Annotated in this window: 26 protein-coding genes; 20 read left to right on the top strand and 6 right to left on the bottom strand. The window is 41.4% G+C overall.

Features of this window, described 5'->3' with window-relative positions:
- The first annotated feature begins 204 nt into the window (after window positions 1-204).
- The 6 genes from AAJG31_RS04010 (at window position 205) to AAJG31_RS03985 (ending at window position 6,974) form a co-directional block, all read left to right on the top strand.
- The gene (locus AAJG31_RS04010) at window positions 205-1,938 is read left to right on the top strand and encodes an ABC transporter ATP-binding protein (RefSeq protein ID WP_066038514.1); all 1,734 of its coding nucleotides are present in this window, start codon (window positions 205-207) and stop codon (window positions 1,936-1,938) included.
- Window positions 1,935-3,746: an ABC transporter ATP-binding protein gene (locus tag AAJG31_RS04005; RefSeq protein ID WP_279494705.1), complete on the top strand. Its 1,812-nt coding sequence runs from the start codon at window positions 1,935-1,937 to the stop codon at window positions 3,744-3,746. The genes AAJG31_RS04010 and AAJG31_RS04005 overlap by 4 nt, the downstream gene beginning before the upstream one ends.
- Before the next feature lie 41 nt (window positions 3,747-3,787).
- Window positions 3,788-4,207, top strand: coding sequence for a DUF1801 domain-containing protein (locus AAJG31_RS04000; protein ID WP_004228761.1), 420 nt, complete (start codon window positions 3,788-3,790; stop codon window positions 4,205-4,207).
- A 126-nt stretch (window positions 4,208-4,333) separates the two neighbouring features.
- Window positions 4,334-5,317, top strand: coding sequence for an alpha/beta hydrolase (locus AAJG31_RS03995; protein WP_257961194.1), 984 nt, complete (start codon window positions 4,334-4,336; stop codon window positions 5,315-5,317).
- A 2-nt stretch (window positions 5,318-5,319) separates the two neighbouring features.
- On the top strand, window positions 5,320-5,991 hold the full coding sequence (locus tag AAJG31_RS03990) for a response regulator transcription factor (protein ID WP_279494706.1): 672 nt from the start codon (window positions 5,320-5,322) through the stop codon (window positions 5,989-5,991).
- Window positions 5,988-6,974 (top strand): HAMP domain-containing sensor histidine kinase, encoded by a 987-nt coding sequence (locus AAJG31_RS03985; RefSeq protein ID WP_279494708.1) that lies wholly within the window; start codon window positions 5,988-5,990, stop codon window positions 6,972-6,974. The genes AAJG31_RS03990 and AAJG31_RS03985 overlap by 4 nt, the downstream gene beginning before the upstream one ends.
- Window positions 6,975-7,011: 37 nt before the next feature.
- Here AAJG31_RS03985 and AAJG31_RS03980 read toward each other — a convergent pair whose 3' ends face one another.
- Complete coding sequence (locus AAJG31_RS03980; RefSeq protein WP_054548760.1) at window positions 7,012-7,881, bottom strand: DMT family transporter; 870 nt, start codon at window positions 7,879-7,881, stop codon at window positions 7,012-7,014.
- A gap of 109 nt (window positions 7,882-7,990) precedes the next feature.
- A complete protein-coding gene (locus tag AAJG31_RS03975) occupies window positions 7,991-8,848 on the bottom strand; it encodes a LysR family transcriptional regulator (protein ID WP_279494710.1) in 858 nt (285 codons plus the stop codon).
- A gap of 136 nt (window positions 8,849-8,984) precedes the next feature.
- Here AAJG31_RS03975 and AAJG31_RS03970 point away from each other — a divergent pair, with 136 nt between their 5' ends.
- The 5 genes from AAJG31_RS03970 (at window position 8,985) to AAJG31_RS03950 (ending at window position 12,849) form a co-directional block, all read left to right on the top strand.
- Window positions 8,985-10,193, top strand: coding sequence for an MFS transporter (locus AAJG31_RS03970; RefSeq protein WP_279494712.1), 1,209 nt, complete (start codon window positions 8,985-8,987; stop codon window positions 10,191-10,193).
- A 29-nt stretch (window positions 10,194-10,222) separates the two neighbouring features.
- Entirely contained in the window at window positions 10,223-10,603 is a 381-nt protein-coding gene (locus tag AAJG31_RS03965) for an SRPBCC domain-containing protein (protein ID WP_048390658.1), read from the top strand.
- A gap of 112 nt (window positions 10,604-10,715) precedes the next feature.
- On the top strand, window positions 10,716-11,432 hold the full coding sequence (locus AAJG31_RS03960) for a toast rack family protein (protein ID WP_279494715.1): 717 nt from the start codon (window positions 10,716-10,718) through the stop codon (window positions 11,430-11,432).
- A gap of 128 nt (window positions 11,433-11,560) precedes the next feature.
- Complete coding sequence (locus tag AAJG31_RS03955; protein WP_279494717.1) at window positions 11,561-12,085, top strand: hypothetical protein; 525 nt, start codon at window positions 11,561-11,563, stop codon at window positions 12,083-12,085.
- A gap of 32 nt (window positions 12,086-12,117) precedes the next feature.
- Window positions 12,118-12,849, top strand: a complete 732-nt coding sequence (locus AAJG31_RS03950) for an alpha/beta fold hydrolase (RefSeq protein ID WP_279494719.1) — start codon at window positions 12,118-12,120, stop codon at window positions 12,847-12,849.
- 124 nt (window positions 12,850-12,973) lie between these two features.
- Here AAJG31_RS03950 and AAJG31_RS03945 read toward each other — a convergent pair whose 3' ends face one another.
- From AAJG31_RS03945 to AAJG31_RS03935, 3 genes are read right to left on the bottom strand one after another with little or no spacing between them, the layout of a single operon-like run.
- The gene (locus AAJG31_RS03945) at window positions 12,974-15,448 is read right to left on the bottom strand and encodes an ABC transporter permease (protein WP_279494720.1); all 2,475 of its coding nucleotides are present in this window, start codon (window positions 15,446-15,448) and stop codon (window positions 12,974-12,976) included.
- A complete protein-coding gene (locus tag AAJG31_RS03940; protein ID WP_082148110.1) occupies window positions 15,448-16,263 on the bottom strand; it encodes an ABC transporter ATP-binding protein in 816 nt (271 codons plus the stop codon). The genes AAJG31_RS03945 and AAJG31_RS03940 overlap by 1 nt, the downstream gene beginning before the upstream one ends.
- The gene (locus AAJG31_RS03935; protein WP_308339955.1) at window positions 16,229-16,843 is read right to left on the bottom strand and encodes a sigma-70 family RNA polymerase sigma factor; all 615 of its coding nucleotides are present in this window, start codon (window positions 16,841-16,843) and stop codon (window positions 16,229-16,231) included. Before AAJG31_RS03935 ends, AAJG31_RS03940 begins: the two co-directional genes overlap by 35 nt.
- Window positions 16,844-16,948: 105 nt before the next feature.
- On the opposite strand from AAJG31_RS03935, the gene AAJG31_RS03930 reads away from it, so the two are divergent.
- From AAJG31_RS03930 to AAJG31_RS03895, 8 genes are all read left to right on the top strand, one after another.
- On the top strand, window positions 16,949-17,842 hold the full coding sequence (locus AAJG31_RS03930) for a DoxX-like family protein (protein ID WP_279494723.1): 894 nt from the start codon (window positions 16,949-16,951) through the stop codon (window positions 17,840-17,842).
- A gap of 5 nt (window positions 17,843-17,847) precedes the next feature.
- Entirely contained in the window at window positions 17,848-18,459 is a 612-nt protein-coding gene (locus AAJG31_RS03925) for a DUF4166 domain-containing protein (protein ID WP_103117946.1), read from the top strand.
- Window positions 18,428-19,984, top strand: coding sequence for a YndJ family protein (locus AAJG31_RS03920; RefSeq protein ID WP_279494724.1), 1,557 nt, complete (start codon window positions 18,428-18,430; stop codon window positions 19,982-19,984). The genes AAJG31_RS03925 and AAJG31_RS03920 overlap by 32 nt, the downstream gene beginning before the upstream one ends.
- A gap of 63 nt (window positions 19,985-20,047) precedes the next feature.
- Window positions 20,048-20,491, top strand: a complete 444-nt coding sequence (locus AAJG31_RS03915) for a hypothetical protein (protein WP_066038500.1) — start codon at window positions 20,048-20,050, stop codon at window positions 20,489-20,491.
- A 162-nt stretch (window positions 20,492-20,653) separates the two neighbouring features.
- Entirely contained in the window at window positions 20,654-22,336 is a 1,683-nt protein-coding gene (locus AAJG31_RS03910; RefSeq protein WP_279494725.1) for a methyl-accepting chemotaxis protein, read from the top strand.
- Window positions 22,337-22,407: 71 nt separating this feature from the next.
- A complete protein-coding gene (locus AAJG31_RS03905) occupies window positions 22,408-23,367 on the top strand; it encodes a hypothetical protein (protein WP_279494728.1) in 960 nt (319 codons plus the stop codon).
- 197 nt (window positions 23,368-23,564) lie between these two features.
- Complete coding sequence (locus tag AAJG31_RS03900) at window positions 23,565-25,106, top strand: right-handed parallel beta-helix repeat-containing protein (protein ID WP_279494729.1); 1,542 nt, start codon at window positions 23,565-23,567, stop codon at window positions 25,104-25,106.
- Window positions 25,107-25,561: 455 nt separating this feature from the next.
- Window positions 25,562-25,753, top strand: coding sequence for a hypothetical protein (locus AAJG31_RS03895; RefSeq protein WP_048393895.1), 192 nt, complete (start codon window positions 25,562-25,564; stop codon window positions 25,751-25,753).
- Between the two features lie 63 nt (window positions 25,754-25,816).
- Here the strand turns inward: AAJG31_RS03895 and aac(6') are convergent, their stop codons facing one another.
- Window positions 25,817-26,251 (bottom strand): aminoglycoside 6'-N-acetyltransferase, encoded by a 435-nt coding sequence (gene aac(6') / locus AAJG31_RS03890; RefSeq protein WP_259949077.1) that lies wholly within the window; start codon window positions 26,249-26,251, stop codon window positions 25,817-25,819.
- 123 nt (window positions 26,252-26,374) lie between these two features.
- Between aac(6') and AAJG31_RS03885 the strand changes: the two genes are divergently transcribed.
- The gene (locus AAJG31_RS03885) at window positions 26,375-26,971 is read left to right on the top strand and encodes a class I SAM-dependent methyltransferase (RefSeq protein ID WP_279494732.1); all 597 of its coding nucleotides are present in this window, start codon (window positions 26,375-26,377) and stop codon (window positions 26,969-26,971) included.
- Window positions 26,972-26,988: the final 17 nt, after the last annotated feature.

Genomic DNA, 26,988 nt, shown 5'->3' with positions numbered 1-26,988 from the left:
CATAAGAAGTGGAACTTCGCTTTAAAAATTCACCACCCTCCAAAATCTGCTTAGAAATTAGATTTTTTCTCCTTATGAAGACACTACACCACAATCAAACCACTCCAATAATATTACGAGACCCGAAAAATTATTTATCAAATGGGAATGATTTTCAGTTATAATAAGGAACGAATGGGATTTAAATAGAACGGAGTCGAATGTATGCAGGCAGTTAAACAATTAGGGCAGTATTTGGGGCCTTATAAATTTTTCACGCTGATTGCACCGTTATTGATGGTGCTAGAGGTGACGATGGATTTAATTCAGCCGACCATCATGCAACATATGATTGATACGGGGATTGCCAATGGGGATAATCGTTACGTATTGAATATGTTTGTGTGGATGCTTGGCAGTGCAGTGCTCGGACTTATTGGTGGGGTTGGTTGCTCGTATTATAGCTCGAAGGCGGCGATTCATTTTGCCTCGGATATTCGACAGGCTCTTTATGAGAAGATGATGACTTACTCAGCCAAGGAGCGAGATGCTTTTACAACGGGGAAGCTGATTACGATTTTAACGAGTGATGTGGAAAGTATTCAGCGTGCCTTTATGATGACGCTGCGTATTTTTGTGCGTGGGCCCTTGCTCTTTATCGGCGCAGTGATTATTGTGTTTGTCACAGCACGTGAGCTTTTTTCCATATTGCTCATTATCGTACCATTGTTGGTTATAGCGATGTATTTTTTTACGAAATATTCGGGTGTATTGTATCGTCGTGTTCAGGAGGCCATTGATGCCGTCAATACGAAGCTACAGGAAAATTTGGCGGGTATTCGTGTAGTTAAAGCCTTTCGCCGTGAAACACAGCAGGTAGCACAGTTTGGAGAATTAAATGAGGCGTTGACGAAACGTTTTATTACAGCTGAGCAAATTGTCGGGGTACTTGTACCCTTTACGATGTTTGTTGTCAATCTAGGGATTGTAGCCGCGCTTTGGCTTGGAGCCATTAAGGTAGACGCGGGTACACTGCAAGTTGGCGTTATTCTTGCATTCATCAATTATTTAACGATTATTTTAAATGGACTGATGTCCTCTAGTATGGTGCTGATGCAAATAGCGCGAGCCTTGCCTTCAGGAGAACGCATTGTGGACGTGTTAAACAAAGAGATTGCTGTTAAGGAAGCGGAACATGCGCTGACCGATCCAATAAAAGGGGCCATTGACTTTGATCAGGTGAGTTATCGTTACTATGAAACAGCTGAGGATGTCCTCAAAAAGATTTCATTTTCGGTGAAACCAGGGCAAACGGTCGGCATTATTGGAAAAACAGGTAGTGGTAAATCGACGCTGGTGAAGCTATTACCTCGCTTATTTGATCCCTCTGGTGGCGAAATCCGCATAGACGGAAAACCGCTAAAATCCTACTCACTCGCAACCCTACGTGAGCATATCGGATTTACCTCACAGAAAGCATTATTGTTCTCTGGACCGATTGAAAAAAATATTCGTCTCGGTAAGGATGATGCTACAGCTGAGGACCTACAGCAGGCATTAGAGGCGTCCTGCGCCAGTGAATTTGTAGAGCGACTTGATAAGGGCTTAGCACATGAATTATCACAGGGTGCTACGAATCTTTCGGGTGGGCAGAAGCAGCGGCTTGCATTAAGTCGTGCGTTTATTCGAAAGCCTGCTATTTTGGTGTTGGATGATACAACGTCAGCGTTAGATAGTGCATCAGAACAACAAGTGCAGCGAGCTATTGCCACCTATTATCAAGACACAACGACCTTCATCGTAGCGTCGAAAATTGCCTCCATTCAGCAGGCAGATGTTATTTTGGTACTAGAGGATGGCGACATTGTTGGGCAAGGAACCCATCAGCAGCTTCTACAATCAAATGCGCATTATCAAGCAATTTATGCGTCACAGCAAAAGGCTGGTGAACAAGGATGAGTCAAGGTCAACCAAAGCAAATGAATTTTGGACGTGGACCGCGTATGGGGGGACCAGCTGAGAAGGCGAAAAATCAAAGGGAGACATTGTCACGTGTATGGCATTATGTCAAGCAACAAAAAATAGGGCTGTTTTTCTCTATCTTTTTTGTCATTGCTTCGACCTTTTTAAGCCTTGCGGGGCCCTATATGATTGGGCATATTATTGATGATTACATTATGAAAAAGGATATCGACCGAACGATTCGTTTAGGCATCCTGTTGGCCGTTATTTTTTCAGTAGCCTCTATTCTGACATGGCTGCAAACCTATGTCATGATTCAGGTGGCGATGAAAACCATTCGGACATTGCGTCTGGAACTATTTCAAAAGCTTCAAACACTGACATTACGTTTCTTTGATCAGCGTGCACTTGGGGATTTAATGAGCCGTGTGACCAACGATATTGATAATTTAAATACCGCACTTGTGCAAAGTGTTACGCAAATCGTGTCGTCCATTTTAACTGTAATCGGTGTCAGTATCGCCATGTTTACATTAAGCTGGCAATTAGCAATCGTGACATTGATTATTATTCCGCTAATCGTTTTCACAACCAAGCAAATCATTAAACGCAGCAGTAAAAATTATGCAGCACGACAACGGGATCTTGGGAAGCTGAACGGCTATATTGAGGAAATGATTACAGGTTCGGAGGTACTTACGCTTTTTGGTAGGGAGCAGCAAACGATTGATACGTTCCATCAGCAAAACGAAAATCTACGAAACTCTGCCCAACGAGCAGAAATTACCTCTGGCTTACTAGGTCCGATTAATAACTTTATGAATAATTTAGGCCTTGCTGTCGTCATCGGAACAGGTGCCTTTTTAGCAGTAAAGAGTATTGTTACAGTGGGGATTATTGCCGCCTTTGTGACCTATACACGGCAATTTTTCCGTCCGCTTAATCAGCTATCTAATCTATTAAACACCTTCCAGTCTGCTATTGCTGGGGCAGAGCGTGTTTTTGAGATACTAGATGAACCCTCAGAGGTAGCCGACAAGCCTAATGCTATCAAGACGGCATCGCTCAAGGGGGATGTTGTTTTCAAACAAGTATCATTTAGCTATGAGCCAAATAAGCCTGTGTTAAAAAACATTGACTTCCATGCCAAGGCAGGAGAGACATTTGCTCTTGTTGGGCCAACAGGCTCAGGCAAAACAACGATTATCAATTTATTAACACGTTTTTATGACGTCGATCAAGGTGAGATTTTAATTGATGGGCATAATATTGAACACTATCAGATGGCGACGATTCGCCAAAGAGTTGGTGTGGTTTTACAGGACACCTATTTGTTCTCGGGAACGATTCGTGAAAATATTCGCTTTGGTAAGCTAGATGCGACAGATGAAGAGGTTGTGGAAGCGGCAAAAATCGCGAATGCCCATCATTTTATAAAATATTTACCTGCCCAATACGAAACACCCGTGCAGGCAGGAGGAGCCAATTTAAGTCAGGGGCAGCGTCAGCTTATTGCGATCGCCCGTGCAATTTTAGAGAATGCCGATATTTTAATTTTGGATGAAGCGACATCCAGCGTGGATACCCAAACAGAGGTCGATATTCAAAAAGGCTTACAGCATTTAATGCAGGGACGCACAAGCTTTGTCATTGCCCATCGTCTGAAAACAATCGAAAATGCCGATCAAATCCTCGTGATTCAGCAGGGAGAAATTGTCGAGCAGGGCAATCACCAAGAGCTGATGCAGCAGCAGGGAATCTATCGTCATCTTCAACAAAAACTATTGTTAGAGCAGGTAGAATAGGGAATAATGAAGGTACATCTTCCAGAAGGCGAGGGATTGACATGTATGAATTAAAGACCAAAGAAACCGATGTAAGTGTCATTGAATTTATTGAAAGTGTAGACCATCCAAAAAAGCGAGAAGACGCCTATCGATTATTGGACATTTTCACAGAGGTCACAGGCTATGAAGCCAAAATGTGGGGACCGAGTATTATAGGCTTTGGTAAATATCATTACAAATATCAAACAGGTCATGAAGGGGATGCCCCACTAGCTGCCTATTCCCCTCGCAAAGCGAAAATTAGCTTATATTTTGCTCCAGGGGATGAACGAGAGCAACTATTACAACAATTTGGTAAACACACAACAGGAAAAGCCTGTGTTTATATTAATAAGCTAGCTGATGTGAATGAAGACATCTTAAAAGCCCTTATACAACAAACGATCGATTTTTTACGAAAAACCTATCCAGATGCTTAATCAAGAGAGCTGCCTATTAGTTAGGTAGCTTTTTTGTATGAAATTTATCTATTTTCTCCAAAAGTTTAGTAGAAATTTATTTTTACCGTGTATCCTTGCAAGTATCAACGAAAAGAGGAGATACGTATGAAAAAGAAAGCAAAGAAAATGATTGTCTATATGGGGGCATTGTTTGTGCTTGGAATGGTGATAATTTGTATTTATCACTATAGCTTAATACAGAAGGAGTCAGCTATTTTACAACCTAACGGGACATTAAACAATGTAGATGGTCAAAATCTCCATGTTTATCAGGAGGGGGCTGGCGAGGATACATATATTTTTATGGCTGGCTCAGGTATCGCAGCACCCGTATATGAGCTAAAAGGGCTGTATCGTAAGTTTTCACAGCATCATCAAATTGCAGTAGTGGATCGAGCTGGCTATGGCTATAGCGACGTAGCCCATGATGATAGAGGAATCGATACGATTTTAGCGCAAACACGACAGGCACTTCTGCAAAGTGGGCTTGAACCGCCCTATGTCCTTGTGCCACATTCCATTTCAGGGCTAGAGGCCATTTACTGGGCGCAAAAATACCCAGAGGAAGTAAAGGGCATCATCGCTCTAGACATTGGCCTACCTAGTCAATATGTAAAGCATCCAATGGGGACGGTCGATCGTTGGATGGTGAGAGGCATGCACCTCGCTACTAAACTCGGCTTACATCGACTTTTGCCAACACAGGTCTATAATCCGCAAGTACTTCAAATGTCGTTTTTAACAGCACAGGAAAAGGAAATCTATCAGGCGTTGTCCTTTAAGCAATTTTTTAATGAAGATATGCAAAATGAGCTGTTGCAGGTCTACGAAAATAGTTTACAATCAGAACAGCTCAAAAAGCCGCAAGACACGCCTATCTTACTGATTGATGCGATTGCGGAAGAAAATAAACATTCGAAATATACGAAGCAAAATCGGCAGGATTATGCTGACTTTGCAAAGCAATTCACTAATGCACAGGTGAAAGAGGTCAGTGGGACACATAGTATTTATCTCTATCAGCCAGATGAAATCTATCAACTGGCAATGGAATTTATGAAAACAACGGGTGATGAGAAAGGTCGATAAGTATGAAAGGATTTAGAATCTTAATTATAGAAGACGATCACATGATTGGTGATCTACTGCAAAAAATAGTGCAGCGTGAGGGCTATGAGGCAATCTGGAAAACAGATGGCAAGGATATGATGGCGCTGATTCAGCAGGTGGATTTAGTCATAATGGATATTATGCTGCCAGGAGAGGATGGCTATCAATTAAGCAAAAATATTAAACGTTTAGGCTTAAATATTCCAATCATTTTTCTATCGGCACGTAATGATATTGAAAGTAAGCTAGAGGGGTTGATGGTTGGCGAGGATTACCTGACAAAGCCATTTGATCCGCGAGAGCTGTTGCTAAGAATGCAAAAAATGCTAGCACAACAGTATGGTACACTTACGCAAATTCAGCATTTATTGATCGATGGGGAGCACCGTCAAGTATTTCATCATAGTATCCATGATGAAATCGCCCTAACAGCGATTGAGCGAAAAATTTTCTTTTATTTATTTGACAATCGAGACCGAGTATTAACAAAGGAACATTTTTTTGATTATCTTTGGCCGCTCGATGAACGCAATCATAATATTTTGAATGTCCATATTAAAAAAATTCGAACAAAGCTACAAGACCCAGCAGGCATTATTGTGCAAAATATTTATGGAGAAGGGTATCGTTTAAATACCTATAATAAAAAATGACCTTAAAAACAAAATACCGTACTTTGTTATTTGTAGCCATTGGGAGTGTGCCTGTTGTACTATTAGGCATTAGTGTGGCCATGTCAATTTTGTATGACAAGGCCTTTAAAATGAAAAATGACGGCATTCCGTTTCATGAGTCCTATGCCTATCCTATGATGCTGATTGCGTTTGTGCTAGCGTTAGGAATGCTCGCATGGCTATTTTCCACATCGATTCATTCGTTACTATCCAAAATTACACTACTTAATAAAACAATACGAGAACTAGCAAGTAATGAGCGAATACCTGAGACGTTAACGATAAAAAGTGAGGATGAAATTGGACAGCTTAGCCAATCTGTCAATCTTTTAATTGAGCGTACAACTTACCGAGAATTAGAGCTTGCCCAGCAGCAGGAGCTTCAAAAAGAGCTGCTACAAAAGTTGCGACATGACATTCATACGCCGTTAACGGCTATCCGTTTGCAGCTGTTTTATCTAGAGGATCAGCTACAGGGGCAGCCCAAATTGGTGGAATCCTTACATGCACAAATTCAATATATCACGAATTTAACTAATGCATTTCAGTTACAGTCCTTTGATACGAGTGAACAGTCCTATGTCATGCAGGAGGAGGTTCAACTTGTCCCATTGTTACAAATGATGATAAAGAAGTGGCAGTATCTATATCGCATGCAGAATATTACGCTGCATTTTCAGCACGATGATTTACAAGCAACTTGGCTTAGCAATGAATTGTGGCTACAGCGTTTATTCGATAATGTCTTTCAAAATACATTAAAGCATGCCCAAGCATCCAAGCTAGAGGTGACGATTAAGGACGGGCAAGTTGTCATGTGTGATGATGGTATTGGCTTTACGACTGAAGATGAGCATGGCGGACTTGGGCTTAAAATCATTCAGGATATTGCTAAAACATTGAATATCGAAGCTTCCTTACAATCAAACAAAAATGGCACGACCTTCTACTTTACACACTAATAAAAAACAACGGCAGCCTTTGCCGTTGTTTTTTCTTTTACACTGATTTTCGTTGCTGTAGTAAGAACAGGGCAAGTCCTAGTAAAATGACCACAATACCGATCCCCTGTTGAACGGAAATCATCTCATCTAAAATAAAATAAGCTAATATACATGTGCCGATTGTTTCGCCTAAAATACTCATGGAAATCACCGTTGTACTTAACCATTTCAATAGCCAATTAAAAATGGTTTGCCCGAAAATCGTTGCAATGACAGCCAGCCCTACAAGGGACCACCAGGTGGAGGCTGAATAATCGAAAAACGATTCTTTCATAAAGAGGGCATAAACGGCTAAAAAGATCGAGCTACTGCCATAGCCGATAATAGAATAGGGAATGAGCGATAAATCCTTGCGCACTGATTGCCCAATAAAAAAGTAGGCTGTAATAATACCTGCCGCAATAAAGGCAAGAATATCGCCATAAAGGGCTTGTCCACTAATTTGGAAATCTTGCCAGCCAATAATGAAGCAGCCGATGATCGCTACGAAGCAGCCAACAATCGCTCCTTTTGAAAATCGCTCCTTAAATAAAAAATAGCTGCCTACTAAAGAGAATAGTGGCTGAAGTGTCACAATGACGGTTGAACTAGCCACAGATGTGTAGTTTAATGATTCAAACCATAACACATAATGACAGGACAAAAATAAGCCTGATAAAATGCCGAGTCCCCATTGTTTTTTCGTGAGACTTGTAAGCTCCTGCCGCAAGCTCTTCTGTGCCAATAAAAATGGAAGAAGTACTAGCATCGCAAAAAATAGTCGATAAAAGGCTGTAATCGCTGGTGGTGCATCAGCTAGCTTAACAAAGATTGCTGAGGTAGATAATGCAAATACTGCAAAAAATAACGAGATGTAATAAAACATGATGTACTCCTAAGCATTTACAAGATTAATAATGACAAACCTATTATAGTGTAGTCCGCATGAATAATATAGGGTTTTTAGAATATTAGCACAAAATAAGTTTATGGAGCTAATTCTGCTCAAGCAAGGATTCAATGACCTGTTTTAATTGCAGGATGAGGGGCTGCTTACTGTCATCTTTTTTATAGATATAAACTGTTTCGATCACACTGTGAAGCCCATCTAAATCATAAAAATGCAGGTCGGGACAAGGATAAAGTGCTAGTAATTTGGTATTTAATACAGCCAATGTATGCTCGATTTCAAGAAAATCTAAAATACTACTAACTGATTTAATTTCCTTCATCGTAAAAGGTACCTGCTTGTCAGTGAGCCATTGTGCTAATGCATGGGTATACATGCAGCCCTTACTTAACACAAGCAATGTGACAGGTGTTCGTTGATCAAAGTCAATGATATGAGCGGAGCTTGAGATAACTTCAAACGTCTCTGTGGCTAGTACATCATAGTGTAGATCGCTATAATGCTTGATTGGATTACTTGTCAATGCACAATCTATTTCCGCCAGATGAACTTTGTGATTTAAGGCTGTACTTGATTCCACAGTGAAATCAACATCTATCGGACTTCGACTAGTTTGCAGTGCGTTCATGATGGATGGTCCATATATTTTAATGGTTGTATGAGATGTACCAACCAAAATGCTCGTTTGTGTAGGGCCGATGGTATGTAAAAAGTCTTCATACTGCTCGGCAACTTTCTTTAAAAACTGTAAATAATGTTGACCTACCTCTGTCAGCTTTAAGCCTTGGGGTGTTCGTTTAAAGACGTCCTGCCCAATTTCACGCTCCATTTTTTTCACCTTTGCTGTTAAGGCAGATTGTGTATAATTGGTGATTTCAGCCGATTTACTCAAGTTTTGCCTCTCTAAAAGCTCCATTTTTAAGGCAATTTCTTCAATGTTCATGTTGTTCCTCACATACCTATAGATTTTTTTAATAGCCGCTATCATTTTCCTCCATTTTACGTACGCTAGCTGTCCACGTACACTCTAGATAATGAAAAGGTAGACTGCAAAAGCAGTAACCTGATGGAGGGTTTTTATGCATACATATTATCGATGGGTCATCTTGCTTGTGGCTACACTTTCGCAAACAGCCGCAACCTTTGTGACCTACGGAATGGGGCCAGTTGCCTCTTTTTATCAAATGGAATGGCACTTAACGTCCTTCCAAACAGGGCTAATTGTTTCAGCCGTCAATATAGGGCCAATTTTCTCCATGCTGCTATTTGGTTATCTCATGGATAAAAAGGGAGAAAAGCAGATTATTGGATGGGGCTCGATACTACTGGGCCTGTCAGCCTTATTGCTAATACCCGTGAATCATTATACGACATTGCTTCTCGTATTAATAGTTGTGGGGATATGGTATGGCAGTGCGCAAACAGGTGGCAGTACTGCTATTGTGAAATGGTTTCCTAACAAGCATCGAGGACTTGCTATTGGGATACGCCAAACAGGTATTCCGATTGGAGGTGCATTGGCTTCCACTTTGCTGACCTATTTGTATCAACATCATCATCTATCCTCTGTCCATTTAGCACAGGGCTTGATGGCGATTGGTGGGGGACTATTATTTTTATTGCTGTACAAAGAACCAAAACAGCATGACACCGCTACGGCACCTCTCATTCCTTTTAAAGAGAAGATGCGTGCTATTCGGCACAATCGGGCGCTCTATCCTTTATTTTTTGTGGGCATGGTCATGATGTCCCTCCAAATGATTATCATTGCTCATTTTATGAGCTATTTACATCATGAAGGTGGGTATACATTAACCGAGGCAGGGCGCTATTTAAGTCTGATTTTATTTGGTGGGATGTTTGGGAGAATTGTACTTGCTTGGATGAGTGATCATTATTTCGCTCAAAAACGAGAGCCATTATTAGTGCTCGTCATGCTCGCTACATTCCTGATGCTTGGCTTTTTGCCCTTTGTCATACATAGCAAGGGCCTCATGATTTTAATTTGCAGTTTATTTGGGTTTTTAGCGCTTGGCTGGTATTCCATATATATCACTTGTGTCACGGAGCAATCCGATTCGCAAGCAGTAGGACTAACTGTTAGTGCAGCGTTAACAATTAATCAGTTCTTTATTGTCTTGGCACCAACGGTTTATGGTTTATTGGTTACTGTTTTTTCCAGCTATCAGCTCGCTTTGGATGTTATCGCTGTAATGGTTATACTGGGGGCATTTCACTTATACAGAACATCCCAAGGTAGTCTAACTTCTGAAAGTTCGGTAAAATAATGGAAAAGAGGAAATGGAGGTTGCGACGAATGACCAGTTCGATTTGGATTGAGGCAAAGATAGATAAAGTATGGCAGGCGATTACAGAGGAGCAATCCCTCTCCCGATGGTACGCACCAGGCTCCATATGGGACATCCCTATACTAACGGCTGGGGAAAAGATGACATTTACCTTAATGCCAAATGCGCATAACCAGCTTTCTGAAAAACTGCCGATGGAGCTAACGATTCAGCAAGTGAAGAAAAATGAGGAATTTTCCTTCTATCTAGAAGTTCCTGAAACATTGATTGCTATTACGCTAGCCCAACAGGGTAATGGCACTACGGTGAGCTTTAATTCGTCAGGCTATGATGCCTCTCTTGCGAATTTAAAGGCATTGCTGGAGGGGCATGACATTCCTTATCAGTAAGCCTCTCTACGTCTTAGGTCTTAGATGAATTTCGAGCGGAGGGTCGTATTTTAATTTCCTCCCTCCTATATAATGAAATTATTGGTAGATTATACGGTGGGAGGAAATAATAGTGAAAAAATTAGTGGGTTTAGGTGTCGTGATAGGCACGTCAGCATTGGTATTATCGGGGTGCTTTTCCTTTATTCCAAATAAAATGCGAGAGGAAGCCATTTTGGTGGAAAAGGATAAAGCGAAAGCATTAGAGGTAGACATTGATTTAGGTGTTGGCGAAATGAATGTATCGAGTGGTGCAAAGGAATGGGTTGAGGGCAACGCAGAATATAATGTAAAAAAGCTAGCCCCTCAGATAGACTATGATCTACATGGCGATACAGGAGAAGTGGAAATCAAGCATAAGGGCTCAACAAGGCTGGGGCTCTCGAATATTAAAAACACATGGGCGATTCAACTGAACGACAGCATCCCCATGGATCTAAATGTGGAAACGGGTGCTTCTCTTGCCAACCTTGATTTACAGGGTCTTCAGCTGGAAAAGCTCGATATTGAAGCGGGTGTCGGTGATCTAACGGTTAATCTAGGTGGCGACTGGAAAAAGAGCTTTACAACGACTATTGAAACAGGTGTCGGTCAAACAACAGTTATTTTACCTTCAAAGGTTGGCGTGAAATTAACGACAGAAAAAGGCATTGGCTCGTCTAATGTGGAGGGCCTTATATCAAAAGGGAATGGTGTCTATGTCAACGAAGCTTACGACAAGGCGGATGTCGTACTAGAGGTCAATTCGGAATTGGGCATCGGGGAAATTACCTTTAAGTTAGATCGATAGAAAATGGAGTAGGCTACTTGATTGAAATAAATACAATAACCATAATAGGAGCGTCAAATACATCCTTTGTATTTGACGCTTATTTTATGGTAGTTTTAAGAAAGCAATGTTTCAAAGGAGCGAATAGATTGAAGACCTATACATACAAGCAACCAGCGGCCATCGAGTCAACAGAGACCGTTACTATTTTAAATGAAGCGGGGGAGGTATCGTCCACCGTTCAACGCGTGTATTCCAATGCACTAAAAAAAGCATTCGATAAAACGATGGACTATCGTTATTTCGTTCGTTTTGATGTTCACGATCGCAATGGTCAGCCGCTTTTTACGTGCAAAAAAGTATCCCGTCGCGGGCGCGTGCATTTCCGTGGCAAGGATTTGGTAACAGGTAAAGACTATATGATTGCCTATGATGGCTGGCAAATTATGATTCCTGATTTAGTTATTACCGATGGCGAACAGCAGATCAAGCTCAACAAAGAAATGGAGGACTGGTCTGTTTTTACTGTGAATGAGCAGCCTATCGCACGCTGGCAAGCGACTTTCTGCGAGACGCATTTTGACATTACACTACAAATTGAAGACAGCAGTCCCATTCAGCAGGTAGCCTTTTTTATTGCCATCGGACAGGCAGTGCTGTTTGTTGGGGCTTAAATAAAGGTAGATGGAAGAAAGGGCTTGATGAAATGCTAAACATATTACCAGCAAAAGAGATTTATTTACAGGGAAATGAGCATGCCCTATTGCTTTTACATTCCTTTACAAGTCATACAAGAGATATGAAGACAGTAGCCACTGCATTACATAACCAAGGCTATACCTGCTATGCGCCGCTGTATCGTGGACATGGCACTCATCCAGAACAGTTATTACACTATCAGGTAGACGACTGGTGGCAGGATGTAGTGAATGCTCATCAATTTTTATTGGATGAAGGCTATCAAAAGATTTCGGTCATCGGTCTATCCATCGGGGGAATTTTCGCGTTGAAGCTTGCTCAATTAGAAAGGCTCAAGCAAATCATTGTCTTATCTGTGCCGTTTGATAAGGAGCCAGAGCAATTAAAACAAAGGATTATTGACTATGCCCATAATTACAAAACAATAGAGGGCAAGCCACCACTTCAAATCGCTCAGGAAATGGAGCCATTTGAGAACATGCCATTACATGCAATGAACGTATTCCAAACATTTATCCAAGCAACGATGGAGCAGCTTGATAGAATTATCATTCCTATCGCTATCTACTATGGTGAAAAAGACGATGCCTTATACACGCAAAGTGCTGAAACGATCTATCAGCACGTTCATTCATCTAGAAAGCAGAAGAAAGGCTTTGGAAATTCTAAGCATCTCATGACATTAGGACGAGATCAAGAGGCTATCATAAAGGAAATGATAGAATTTCTTCAAATTTAGGGAGAATTTCATTTATAAAATGAGTGGGGGTGCTCCGCTCCAAAGAGGGGTAAAAGCGCTCACTCAAGAGAGAGCCCCGCTTCTAAAAAAACAGCCACCTCTATCCATAGAGGGGCTGTTTTACTTATATTTCCAAGATCTCATTCGCTAATTTTTGTCTGCTCATCCAGTAGCCTTGAAGGGTAAAGACAATGAGTGTTGACCCTAGGAAGGCGAGACTTGTGAGGCCCAATGTTAGAAAGTCATAGGACATCGGCGAGCCATCATCAATGAAGCCTAGCATCCTCGTTAAGACGAACCCCAGAAATGTCCCGACCGTGAGACCATAAAGGACAAACGAAAGGACTTGTGTCAGTATGAGCTTCATCAGCCCATTTGGTGACAGACCAATTAATCGTTGGATGGCATAGTCACTGCGTTTTGTATAAATGGTATGCAGTAATGTTTGGAGGACACCAAGCCCCGTGGCAGCTATTAAAATAACAAAGACGCCAACAAATAGGCTCCACCGTTGGAAGAACAATTCATTGGATTGTGCTAATATGGTCGCTTTATCTGTCAACTTCAGGGCTGGCCAGCGCTGTTCCAAGAATGACAGCTCCGCCAATGCCTGCTCTGGGTGGGATGTTTCGACCATAATGTCTTCGATAATTGGGTGATCCTGTGCCGTGAGGAATGATGACCAATCAACGATTAAATCAGCACGGTGAATAAGTGTATCAGTAATTCCTATAATTTGTAACTCACCAGTAGGCATATCCTGCCGGGCAGTAAAATCATAGGTACCCATCGTTACACGATCACCCACTGCCAAATGATAACGCTCGGCAAAGCCCTTTGTCACGACAAGCCCATTTTGCAAATTTCCTTCCTCAATTTGAGGCAACTTCTTTAATTGCATAAATTTCTTAATATCAATGGTTGTATAGTTCTCTGGTAGCCATTCATCGCCGAGTTGTAGAGCAATATACGCATTATTACTTTGTGTATACGCGTACTGTACGCTTGGCAATGCTTCTATTTCCTCTATAATTGCAGGCGTGATAGTTGGATCATTTAATTCATTATTGATTTTTATGGCTGTTTCGTATTGTGATTCTGTGTAGGCAAGGTCATTGTGTTGTAAGGTTTTCATTAATGAACTTCCAAAGGTTAAAATAACCATTAATCCTATCATGCTGAGCACCACGGGCATATTTTTGCGTACTTGTGGCATGAGCTGCTGGCATGCTAAATAGGCTTCCTTGCCAAGTACCCTTCGAATCGGCTTTAAAGCCAGATGAAGGATGGCTGTAAATAGATAGGGGATTAGTAACAGTAAAATCCCACATACAAATAGTGTTCCGAGTAAAATAAATAAGGCACCTTGATCGCTTCCTGTCCCAGCTAAATAGGCTTGTAAAAAGAAGAAGGTAGCTGACACACCTACAATACTGACAATAATTGTTTTCCATTTTGTCCAACGCAGCTCTAAATTTTCATTATCTGTCGCGATTTGTAATGGCAGTAGTCGAGAGCTTTTCGCTACTTGCCATTTTGTCATCACTTGAAGAATGATGAAGCTGGAAAGGGCAATTAAAAGAATAAACACAATAGGAAGCTCTGTTTTAGCTTCGGGTAAATGCAAAAAGCTAATTAATTGTGGTAGCCAGCTTTTTATTATCACAAGGCTCAGCGTTGTTCCAAGTGTAACGCCAAAGCTAATAATCAGTGATAGTTGGAGCTTGACTATACGTCCAACCTGTTTCGCGGATGCCCCGAGAGCCCGTAAAATCATGAGCTGCTCTTTAATTTTATAAAATAATAGCTGGAATGTGGACAGCAATAGGACACTTGAAATGAGTAAAATAAAAACGGATAGTACAATCATAAAAACCATTAAGCTCTGTAAATTTCTTTTAATGACATCGTAATCACTCATAACATCAACACGTAATGTTTCATCCAGTTGTTTGATTTCTGCGCCTACTGCCTTGGCACGCCCCTCATCAGTTTTAATGAGCGCAAATATGCCTGCCGTTTGTGGCTGACTGTTGTTCATCCATGCCTTAACTACGTCATTCGCTAAGAGGATGATATTAGGGCTGTCAGTGCCTTTCATCGTCGGTAAAATTTCTTGCACGATAAAATCCTTTGATTGAATATGAATGGAGTCCCCAACTCGTTTGTTGAAAAGACGGGCAACATTTTCCGAAAGAATGGCATCGTTCGGTCCAAGATTGACCGCAAAATGGTAGCGACTTTTCACAAGGTCATCATTTTCGACGCCAACGGTATAAAATGCGGTGTACTTTTCATGTTCAACGATTGTATGAGCTATCGATAAGCGGGACACTTGTGTGACACCGGCTAAAGTAGAAAGCTCCTCTATTTGATTTGTCGTCAACAATTTTTGCTGATCGGGATTATAACCAACCATTAAATCCATTTCCCCATACAACGCTTGGATGTCTGCCTTCATCTGGCTATTCGCATTCCAAATGTAGACGGTCATCGTCATCACCAGGCAAATCGAGATCGTAATAATACTAATACTCGTTAGGACATTTGCCCAAGCGGCACGAAAAAGCTTGAGGGCAATATTGCGCATCGTAAACATTAGCGATCCCCCCTCGTTATTTCCTTGAATTTCATTAGAATACAATCTAAATCCTCTTCATTTTGCCGGTTTTGATAGGAATCCACAATCGCCCCATCATGGAAGAACAATACCCGATTGGCATAGGTAGCCACATAGGGGTCATGTGTGACAAGTAATATCGTTTGCTGGTTCTTTTTTTGCAGAGCAACAAGCAGCTCTAAAATTTCATCTGTTGTATGAACATCCAAAGCCCCCGTTGGCTCATCTGCCAGTAAAATAGGAGGATTGGCAATAATCGCTCGCGCAATGGCGACCCGTTGCTTCTGCCCACCAGAAAGCTCATGTGGTCGATGCTTTGCCCAAGCAGCGATGTTTAAGGTTTCCATCATGTGCTGCACACGCACCTTAATCTCCTTGCTAGGAATATCATTTAAAATAAGGGGAAGTGCAATATTATCCTCGACGGTTAAATCCTTTAGCAGATGAAAGGATTGGAAGATAAAGCCGATATTTTCTTTTCGGAATTGCGATGCTTTTGGCTCTTGATAAATAGCCTGAGCTTCCTTGCCAAATAAAAATAATGCTCCATCTGTTGGCTCATCGATTGCACTGATCATGTTCAGAAGAGTACTTTTACCAGAGCCGCTTGTCCCCATAATCGCCACCATTTCCCCTTGATAAATGGTGCAATGGATATTTTTCAAGGCATTCACAGTATGATGCTTTTGCTGATAAATTTTGGACATCCCTTCAACACGTAGCACCTCTGTTAAACGTCCTTCAGGGATGGGTATTGCATTAATGACTTCTTTCAGCGGATTGAACCCACTCATCGAGATATGCCCCCTTTAATTGTTGTCGTAATGCATGCAAGCCACGGCGAATATGTGTTTTCACGGTACCTTCAGGGCATTGCAAAATCGCCGCAATATCCTTGACAGAGTAGTCTTGATAAAATCGTAGTAATAGCACCGTTTTGTACTTTTCCTCAAGCCTGCAAAGAGCCTGCCATAAATCCAGCTCTTCTTCGATGTATGTAGGAGATGCGCTTGTTAAATCCTCGAAAGTTTGTGGTTCAACAGGCATAACTGTTTTTTTCTTCGCAATATAGGTTTTACAGCAATTTATCATAATGCGGGTAAGCCAAGTGGCAAAATAGTGAGGCTCCTTTAATTGCGGTAGCCCCTCATAGGCTCGAATAATGGTTTGCTGAAAAACTTCTACGGCGTCGTTTTCATTTTGTACGTAGACATAGGCCATTCGGTAAAGCTTATGCTGCTCCTGCTCAATGAGCTGATAAAACGCCTGCTCATCACCTTGTTGGGCTAAGGCTACAAGAGTTTGTTGGGTGCTCGTAATGAAAATCGCCTCCTTTTCGACCATTAGACTCAGCAAGTCATCATTTCGATTCAAGTTTTTTATTTTTATTGAGAAACGTCATAAGCATACCCATTTAATAGAAGGTTATCAATTTACTGCTATAATGATAGTGGCTTCATCAAAAAAAGGAGTGAGTTTATGAGCAGAAAGCCTATTTATGTCGAGATAGACATTCAGGCTCCTATAGAGAAAGCGTGGGATTATACACAAAATCCTCATCTGCATGAGCAATGGGATTTACGTTTTACATCGATTACATATATTCCGAAAAAAGCACCCGAGGAGCCACAGCGTTTTACCTATGAAACGAAGGTAATGCCAGGCTTACAGGTAAGCGGCTGGGGAGAAAGCAAGGGGGAGCATCATAAAGAAAATGGCACGCGAACATCCTCACTGCATTTTGGTACGCCTCAAAAGCGCTCACCCATAGCGGAGGGAAAAGGCTATTGGCAATATATCCCGCATCAACAGGGGCTGACATTTCTGACCCAATATGATTATGATACACGCTATGGCAAGCTTGGCGTATTCTTTGATTTATTTTTTCGTCCATTAATGGGGTGGGCGACGGCACTCAGCTTTGACGTTTTAAAAAGATGGCTAGAAAAAGGAGAAAATCCTACCTCACAGTATAGACGATTCTTTTTAACGATGCTTCTGTGTCTATTCTTTTGCTTTGTCTGGTTCTATCATGGTCTTGTACCGAAGATCATCCATATGCATCCGCAGGAGTTAAAGATGACCGCTTCATTACTAAACCATGCAGATCAGCTAGTTATGTGGATAGGGGTTGCGGAAATTCTCTTTGCTTTTTGTTGGCTTTACCCGCGAGGAAAACGCTGGCTCTTTGGCATGCAAATCATCGTTTTTCCGCTCTTGACGATAGCTGCTATTGTTGCGGACCCGACAAGTGTACAAGCACCCTTTAATCCACTTACCTTTAATAGTGCTTTATGGGTGTTGTCGATTGTCGGATTTAGCTTAAGTAAGGATGTACCGAGTGCTAAAAGTTGTAAAAGAAAGCGAGGATAACAAGGATGACGATCTATCAAACATTATTAGGGGATGATTTTGCAAGACTTCATCCGATGCTACAACAGCGTTATGCGTTACCAATTGATGAACCATTTTTTGCTAAGGGCGTGATGCATCAAATAAAATCTGGTGCTAAATGGATGTGTCCCTTCTATACACTGGCTGCGAAAACGCGATTTCTGTTCCCAGAGTCAGGGGAGGATATCCCCTTTACTATTTCGAATACATGCAGAGCCCTGCCAAGTGGGGAACTAGAGGTGCTATGGGAGCGCACCTTTTATTTCCCGCAGAAAACAAGGCATTTTGATGCAAGGATGACCATTAATCCAATCCAAAAAATTGTGAAAGATTATTTAGGCACACCCGCTCTTTTTTATTCCGATTTGCACTTTACGGTGACACGAGCGGGGACATTGGTCATTCGTTCAGGTAAGCAGCGCTTTGTCCTCTCGCGTTTCGAATGCCCGATGCCTAGACTGTTAGAGGGTCGAGTCATTGTAGAGGAAGGCTTTGATGAATCGAAAAATGTCTTTACCATTCATGTCTCCATCCATAATCCATTCATAGGGAGGCTCATGATGTATGCTGGTGAATTTACGCAACAATCGAAGTAATTTCATTTTTTTACTAGGGATTTTGTTCACGGTGATGTGCTTTGTGCTTAGTGGGCAACCCAATTACTTATGGTTACTAACCGTTGCTCAACTAGTTTTCGTTCCCACCATGGTATCAATGGTTGTGGATGTTCAGAAAGTCGGCACAGTCATTACTATGGGGATGATGCTAGCCGTTACACTGCTGCATTGGTCGACGGATGGCGTTTTGGCTAATGTTTTGGCAGGCATGTATGTACTGTATACCTTCTATATCGCCATGCAAGGCGTGAAAAGATTTTTACAACGAGGTTTTACAAATATTGCGGAGTTTGCTATCGACATGGGGCTTTTCTACCTAGCCCTCGGTGGTCTGTGGTTTTTCGCCTATGTCACCAACATGGATACTGGTTTTTCACCATTAATAACGTGGTTAACGGCCATTCACTTTCATTATTCGGCTTGTTTATTACCCATTTCAGTTGGACTTTTAGGTCGATTACATGATAGTAGCGGCTATCGTGTTATGGTGATGATGTTGCTGGCAGGACCAATCCTTGTTGCGATAGGTATTGCCTTTTCCATTCTCATCGAAATCATCGCCGTCGCTCTTTATATTTTCGCCATTTACGGCTTGTTTTTCGTAGCGCTCAAAACAAAGCTTCCGTTTGGACAGGGGCTATTGCTGAGGACTTCCTATGGAGCGCTCTGTCTGACGATTCTTGGATCTTGTCTGTATGTTTACAGTCGTGTCAGCGGAAACGTTTCCATCGGCATTCCAGAAATGCTTCAATTCCATGGTGTGATCAATGGTGTTTTCTTTGGGGGGATAGGGGTCATCGCCTGGCTAATGGCTGTCCCCCCAACAACACAGCGTCCGTTTGAGTTCCCTGTAAGCCAAATTCGCGGGAAGCTACATCATGAGAATATACCACACCCTGGCTTGGTCGATGCCTTACAGGATTTTGTCGATACTACAAAGCTACCGCCTGTCATTCCACATTTTTATGAGTATACGACGACCTATCGGCTGCTTTCGACGGTGCAATGGAAGGCTTGGTTTCGACCTTTTGCCTTTCTGTATCAAGGAATGAGCCGTTTGCTCCAACAGCTCAATTTACCCTTTTCCAGTAAGCAAGTTGAGATGACGGGTAGCATTGTTCAGGTCGATTCTGCACGAGATAGCCGTCCGTCTCCACGTGCATGGATTCGGACAATTCATCAGCAAACCGTTTTTGTCGCGATTTATTCGAAGCACACAAGCGACGAAACGACCTATATGAATATAGCCTTACCACTCCCGTTCTCAACAATGGTTGGCATTTTGTATGCCTATGAAGAAAATGGTCAGCTACACCTAACAAGTCGTCATGATGGAGATGCAGGAATTTATTTGGCGATAGGAAAAAATGTGATGAGGCTACCCCTACAGGAGCATTTTCAAATTTCTGCGGTAGATGACAAGACATTGTCAGCACGCCATCAGATGACGTTATTTGGTATTCCATTCCTACAAATTGATTATCATATTAAAAGAAATGCATAGATTGGCAGGAATTTCCTCAACCGAACGAGAAGGTCCTATTATAGAGACAAATAACAAGGAGTGATGGAAGGCTTGCGTTTAACAAAAGGAATTTCTGGTTTCGATGCAGCGCATTTAATTGAGCAGGACATGCGCATGTTTCAGTCGATGGTGTACCATTTAGTGACAAGCGAACAACGAGCGAAAGTAAGGCAATTTATTGATCAAGCGCCCTTTGTCTATATGCAGGCAGTGATTGAAATCGATGGAGAAACACTGACGATTCTTCATCATCGTTTGATGCCGTACATCGCATTTGCCAAGCAGGAGGTGAATAGCTTTACCTTTTTATCAAAGCCTCACCTGCATAAATATTTTCCTAATCGTAAATGCTTGGAAGCGGAGACACTTACAACATTACTAACAAAGGATGAGGCGTTCCATAGCCTATCTGCTACAGAATGGAAATACGTCTCTTATTTTAATAGTCAAACAATTGGCGATGTAATGTTCAATGGCTGGGATTAAGGATAGTACTAAAGGCGTGCGATAAAAGATGCTATAAAAAACATTATATTGACCAAGTTATTTCTGGAAATATAGCAAAAATTCCTAAAACCGCTAATCGTCCTAATTAAATGGTAGATTTTTAAGGATGGAATAGATTAGGAAAATAAGGGGTTTTTGCAAATGAAGTTCAAAACAATCAGTAGACGCATTGTTTTTTCCTTTAGCATTGTGATTGCAATCATGATAGGATACATTGTTTACAATTACTTTGCCATCAAGCAAAGCAATGATGCGACAGAGCAAATTGTACAGCAAGAATTACAACTATTAATCATCGATTACGAGCAGGCACAGTCCATTGATTTAAGAATAGCGGCAGCTAGAGGCTATGTGCTTTCTGGGAGAGAAAAGTATAAAGAGATATTTCAGGATAATGTTGCAAAGGAACTAAGCAATGAAGAAAAGCGATCAGCATTATCTTCCTCAGGCGAATTCGGACAATTTGCGGAAATGTCTAAGGAATGGAACCGTTATATTGAGCAAGAGGTATTTGCGGTATATGATCAAGGGAACACCGAGCTGGCTACCCAAAACCTCACAAAAATGGATGACACAGCTACGACCATTCGTGAAGGCTACGAAGACTTAGCGGCGCAACGGAAGCTAGCCATTAATGAGGTAGGGACGGACAGTATTGCTGCTGGAGAGCAGAAACAGCGAATCGCCATTATCGTAGGTATTGTGATTGTTCTTCTAGCAGTGATAATTGAGCTATTAAGTGCTCGTGGTATTTCAAGACCAATCGTGACGTTAACCAAGCGTATGCAACAAATGACCAATGGCGATTTAAGTGAGCCGCCTTTGAAGGTTCAATCGAAGGATGAAGTAGGGCAACTGATGGAAGCGACCAATACGATGTCAGATATTTTAAATCGTCTATTAAAGCATATTCAAACGGTGTCCAATGATGTAGCGGCACATAGTGAGGAGCTTCTTCAGTCGACTTCTGAGGTCAAAATGGGGACAGAGCAAATTGTTCATACGGTTACAGAAATGGCAAGTGGGACAGAATTACAGGCAGATCATGCCTCTGATGTCGCTTCCGCAATGAATGATTTTACTAGCAAAGTCACTACGGTTCATCACGGCAGTAAAGATGTTCAACAGTATTCGCAGAATGTAAAGGCTTTAACACAAGAAGGTAGAAGCTTAATGACCACTTCCACCAAACAAATGGAAGCCATCCAGCATACAGTGAAGGACGCGGTGAATCAGGTAAATGGCTTAAGTAAGCAAACACAGGAGATTTCTAAGCTTGTAGCGGTCATTCAAACGATTGCTGCCCAAACTAATTTACTCGCATTGAACGCAGCGATTGAAGCAGCTAGAGCTGGGGAACAGGGGAAAGGCTTTGCCGTGGTGGCCGACGAGGTTCGAACATTAGCCGAACAGGTCGCCTTCTCCGTCGATGATATTACAGCGATTGTCAGAAAAATTCAGGATGATTCCGATACAGTAACCTCCTCGCTAGAGCAAGGCTATGAGGAAGTCGAAAAGGGCACAACACAAATGGCCGCAACCAATACAACATTCAATCGAATTGCGGATGCTATTGAGGCCATTGCGACAGGCATTGAAGGTATGTCAGTGGAGCTAGCTGAGGTTGTTCACAATACTGTCACGATTAATAAAGCAGTCGATGAAATTGCTGCTGTCTCCGAACAATCAGCGGCAGGCATTCAGGAAACATCGGCTACCATTGAGCAAACTGCAAGCTCCATGGCGGAAATTAAACATAGTGCCGAGCATTTAGCAGAAATGGCTGAACAACTAAATGCCCTGATTCGTCAATTTAAGCTATAGAAAATACTTGTGGATTTCAAACTTCCCTCACATTTCATCTGTATACTAAGGCATTGGAAGGTGGAATCATTTTGAGAAAATATTTACTTTTATTATTGATGAGTACTTTATTCATGGCACCCGTTGCCTACGCCCATACGATGGATAAAAGTACACTATTCACGGATGTCCCTGAAACAGCCGCCAATATTCAGGACATTATGATACTACACAGTATTGGGCTTCTTGGGTACAATGGCAAAGATATGGCCTTAAACCCAACAGACAATCTTTCACGCAAGGACTTTGCAGGCTGGGTAGGTGGCTTTTTCGGCCTTGAGGGAGCAACAGTGGATGAGCTAGCACAAGCAGCTCAAAAAGAGGATTACGTATCTTCGCTAGAGGGAGATATTACGTACAAGGAAATAAATACAGCACTTTTTCATCATAAACTTGAGCTAGCCAATCCTGACGCAACCATGACGAAAGAAGAGTACATTGCATTCTTAACAGAGCACCTTACATTTGATATGGGCGGACATACGCTTATTCAGATGGGCGGCTTTGCAGAAGGACCAACGGGTACGATTGAAGACGTTGTCACAGGTGACCAAACAGGAATCATCATCGACGGTAAAACATACATGCTGTCAGGACACCCTCGCATCTTTGCCGATTCAACAGATGCCAAAAGCTGGGTAGGGCAACAGCTAGAACGTTCTATTTTTACAACAGCAGCGGATCACCATCATGGTCATGACGGTGGGCAAGAGGAAAGCCACGGGGATCATGCAGAAGGCCATGGCGACAGCCACGAGCATGAAGCATCCGACTCGAATGAAGCAACACTACAATATGTGCAAATTAGCACTGCACAAGTGGTGAAAGAGGATGCCAAAGAAATGGAGTCTTCGAACGCTACACCAAGAGAAGAGCAACAAGCAGCCGCAGCAGATGACACAACATCCAACTCAAACACAGTTTGGATGATCGCTATCCTAGCAGCACTAGCCGCTATTTTTGTTATTGTATTTGTGAAACGCAAGAAATAATGTAAATGAAAAAAACCAGCAATGACCGAGGGAATTCGGTTGTTGTTGGTTTTTTCATTTTTCCCCACTTTCATTAAACCGTCAAACATTCCAAATAAACACCTGCATATTCCAGCAATTTTACACAAAATTGAATAAGCACAAGCATGTTCGGTATATAAATAGGGTACGAACATTTTTTGGTTAGGAGTGTGTAAATGGCTGTACTTGTGGTGAAGAGGAGTATTATGCATCGTTATCAAAGTATCGGGCAGGCGATTGAAGAGGCGGCGCCTGGGGATATGATTGAAATTCGGGATGGGATTTATGAGGAAAGCTTGGATATTGCCAAGCGGCTGACGTTGTATGGGGTTGGCAATGTGACCATCAAGGGTGGTGTATTTATTCGCTATCAAACTCCTGTCGCGATGCGTAATTTACGGTTCCGGCAAGGGCAGGGGCTATATGTGAAAGGTGATTTACAGCTAGAGAATTGTGTCATTGAGGAGCAATTGATTCGAACGCAGATGATGGTGAGCTATGGTAGTTTGCTGATGAAAAATTGTGCAGTGCTTGCTACGCCACTGAATCATTTTGGTTTGCGTGTGGCGAATGGCTCCAGTGTTATTCTAGTCGACACGACATTTGAGCATCATAAGAAGGCACAGATTATCGCTCAAAACTGTGAGCTGACCTTGACGAATTGTATGCTGTTGGAAGGGAAGAAGCATGGTATTTTTGCGATTCGCCATGTCAAGATGACAATGGAGGACTGTGAAATTCATGGGCATGACAAGGCACAAGTAATGGCTGCGTCGAGTGAGATTACGATGACCAATTGTTTAGTGCACCAAGGGCAAGGGGTAGGCATTCAATTGTTTGATAGCACGACTTTCAGGATGGATGGCTGTGAAATAAAAGAGCATCTTGATACGAATATGGTGGTTCATCGCAGTGAACTAATGGTTTCTGATTCTATTTTTTCAGATGGTCAAAGTCATGGGGTGTATCTTGGAGAAAAAACCGAAGCCAAGTTCTATGATTGTCAAGTTTCTCGGCATGTCAAGGCACAGGTGTTGATAGAAAATAGCAAGGTGGAATTGCATACATGTCATGTTCGTAATGGCATGGCTGTCGGGCTTACCATTGTGGATGAGGCAAATGTTTCGATGAACCAATGTAAAATTCAAAACCATCAGCAATTTCATATTATTGTTGATGCTAGTGGATTAAAGCTACAGCAATCGATTATTCAATTTGGGCAATCAGGTGGTGTTTATGGTAATGAACATGCCAAAATCATGATGCATCATACAACGATTCGAGAGCTGCAAAGCCACCATATCTATATCAACAATGCCCGATTATTTACACAATATTGCACGTTTGAACAAATGGAAGGAAACGGAATTACTTGCATTGATGCAATTTTTGAGATAGCTAATAGCTATTTTAAAGATGGTCAAGAAAGCTCTTATGCCATGATTTGGTCAGATCAATCAATGGGGCGTATTGAAAATTGTAGGGTGGATAAGGCGGCTAGACCATTCTTAGCGCTGTCCAATAAATCATTATTGGAAATGCGTCATACTGATATAGCCGCAGTAAAGGCTCCAGCGGTGGTACAGGAAAACAGCCAAATATTTGTACAAGGACATGTGCAGACAGCGACATGGCAGAAGGATACAGCATCAAAGGTTTCTCAAATTGAGGACATGAAATTAGAAATAGTGAAATATGATATTAAAAAAATAATATAAAAGCCGATTATACAAATAAGACAAGTAGTTTCAATTTTGAAATTACTTTTTTTATGGATTCGTGTATTGATATTTCATATATGTGAAAAATGGGTAAAGAAATACGTTTGGGCTTTAATTAATTTTAATTTGTGCAAAAAAAATCTATAATTCGACAAAATGCAAGAATATTTTTATAATGGTATAGATGTCTTGTTGCAATTACTGCAATATTTTGAAATATTCCACAGGGAAACTTATACAATCTTTGTATAAGTTATAACCAACATAATAAAAGTTTTTACTTAATGTAAAATAAATATTAAATAAATGTGGATAATAGATTGATTATTTTCTATGTTTAAACCTATAATTAGTAAAAATGGTTCATGCAATAAGATAAATTTTCGTTAATTATGAAATGGGAGTAATGATTTTACAATAATAAATAGAGAGAGTATTGGGGTGATATGAGTATGTTTGGGCTGACAAAAGAGGAAATTATGTTAATGCTAGAGGAGATGGAATTAGCAGAGAAGCACAAGAATGTGATTGCTGATATCTTACATCTAAATAATATGCGAATCGAACAACAACTCGCATTAATGATCCATTTAATCATAGATGAGCGCGAACGAAATATTTCCAACAATACATATCTAAACTAAAAAAATGTCGAAAAATCACAGGTGCTATGTTTGCAACGCCTGTGATTTTTTTGTCAGCCATTTTTATAATTTTTTTGTGAAGCAAATGATGCGATTAGCTTCTGTAAAACCGAGCTGAAGATGAACCCTTAGGCTTTCGTCATTGTCCCATTCACAGTCACTGGCAAACTCTAGACAGCCCCTATGCTTTGCCCATTGCTCACATTTCTCCACAAGCAGTCTTGCATAGCCCTGCTGGCGATATTCCTCTCTCACAAAAAGGCCTTCTAAATAGCCGACTGGACTCGAGTCAGTCCCTTCTACATAGTCTGTTCTTAACTGGCATTGGGCAAATCCAACTGCTTCGTCATCGTCATAGGCAAGGAAAATAGCTGCGTTTTCTTCCCTTAGCAGCTGTGTCATCTCTTCGGTAAATTCCTCTAGTGTATGATTAGGCCAGAGCAGTAAGGCTAATGAGGCCGCAGCATGAGCGTCCTTCTGGTTTGCTTGTTGAATCATAAAATCTTCCTCCTTTGTAAAAAATGAAACAAATTGTTTTGAAGTACGTACAAACTAGTAAGCGTTTTTATTTTAAAGCTCTAATTCTATTTTAACAATCTTACTTGAGGGGGGAATCCAATCATGTCACTCTTACAAACGTTAATTGAACAAGCGAAAAAGCCAAATGGATGGATTGGCTCAACGATGCTACAAATTATGAATTTTTCCCATCGTGGTATGAATGCATGGTTCATCAGGCAAGGAGCTATCAATGACGGTGATCGTGTGTTAGACATAGGTTGTGGTGGTGGGAAAACGCTCCAAATTTTATCCAAATTGAATCCAAATGGTATAATATATGGGATAGATTTTTCCACACAGGCAGTGAAGGAATCAATCAAATTGAATAAAGCAAATGTTGCCAGGGGTTGCGTCATTGTGAAAGAGGCAAGCGTTTCAAGCATTCCATACGATGATCAGTTTTTTGATGCGATTACAGCCTTTCAAACGCACTATTTTTGGCCATCCTTGGAGCAGGATGTAGAGGAAGTATGGCGGCTTCTGAAAAACGGTGGGAAATTTATTATCATAGCAGAGCTCTACAAAATGAACTATCATATGAAAGCCTATCAAACACCTGAGGCAACGAAGCAATTATTAGAACGTATCGGTTTTCAAACCGTGTATGTCACCGAAAAATCAAGTAAAGGATGGCTTTGCATTACAGCTATTAAGTAAAGGATACATAAAATGGA

It is taken from the genome of Lysinibacillus sp. BS3 (genome assembly GCF_039614735.1).
GTDB lineage: Bacteria > Bacillota > Bacilli > Bacillales_A > Planococcaceae > Lysinibacillus > Lysinibacillus capsici.
Note: the sequence above shows the minus strand (reverse complement) of the source record. Positions and strands in the feature narration are given on the sequence as shown.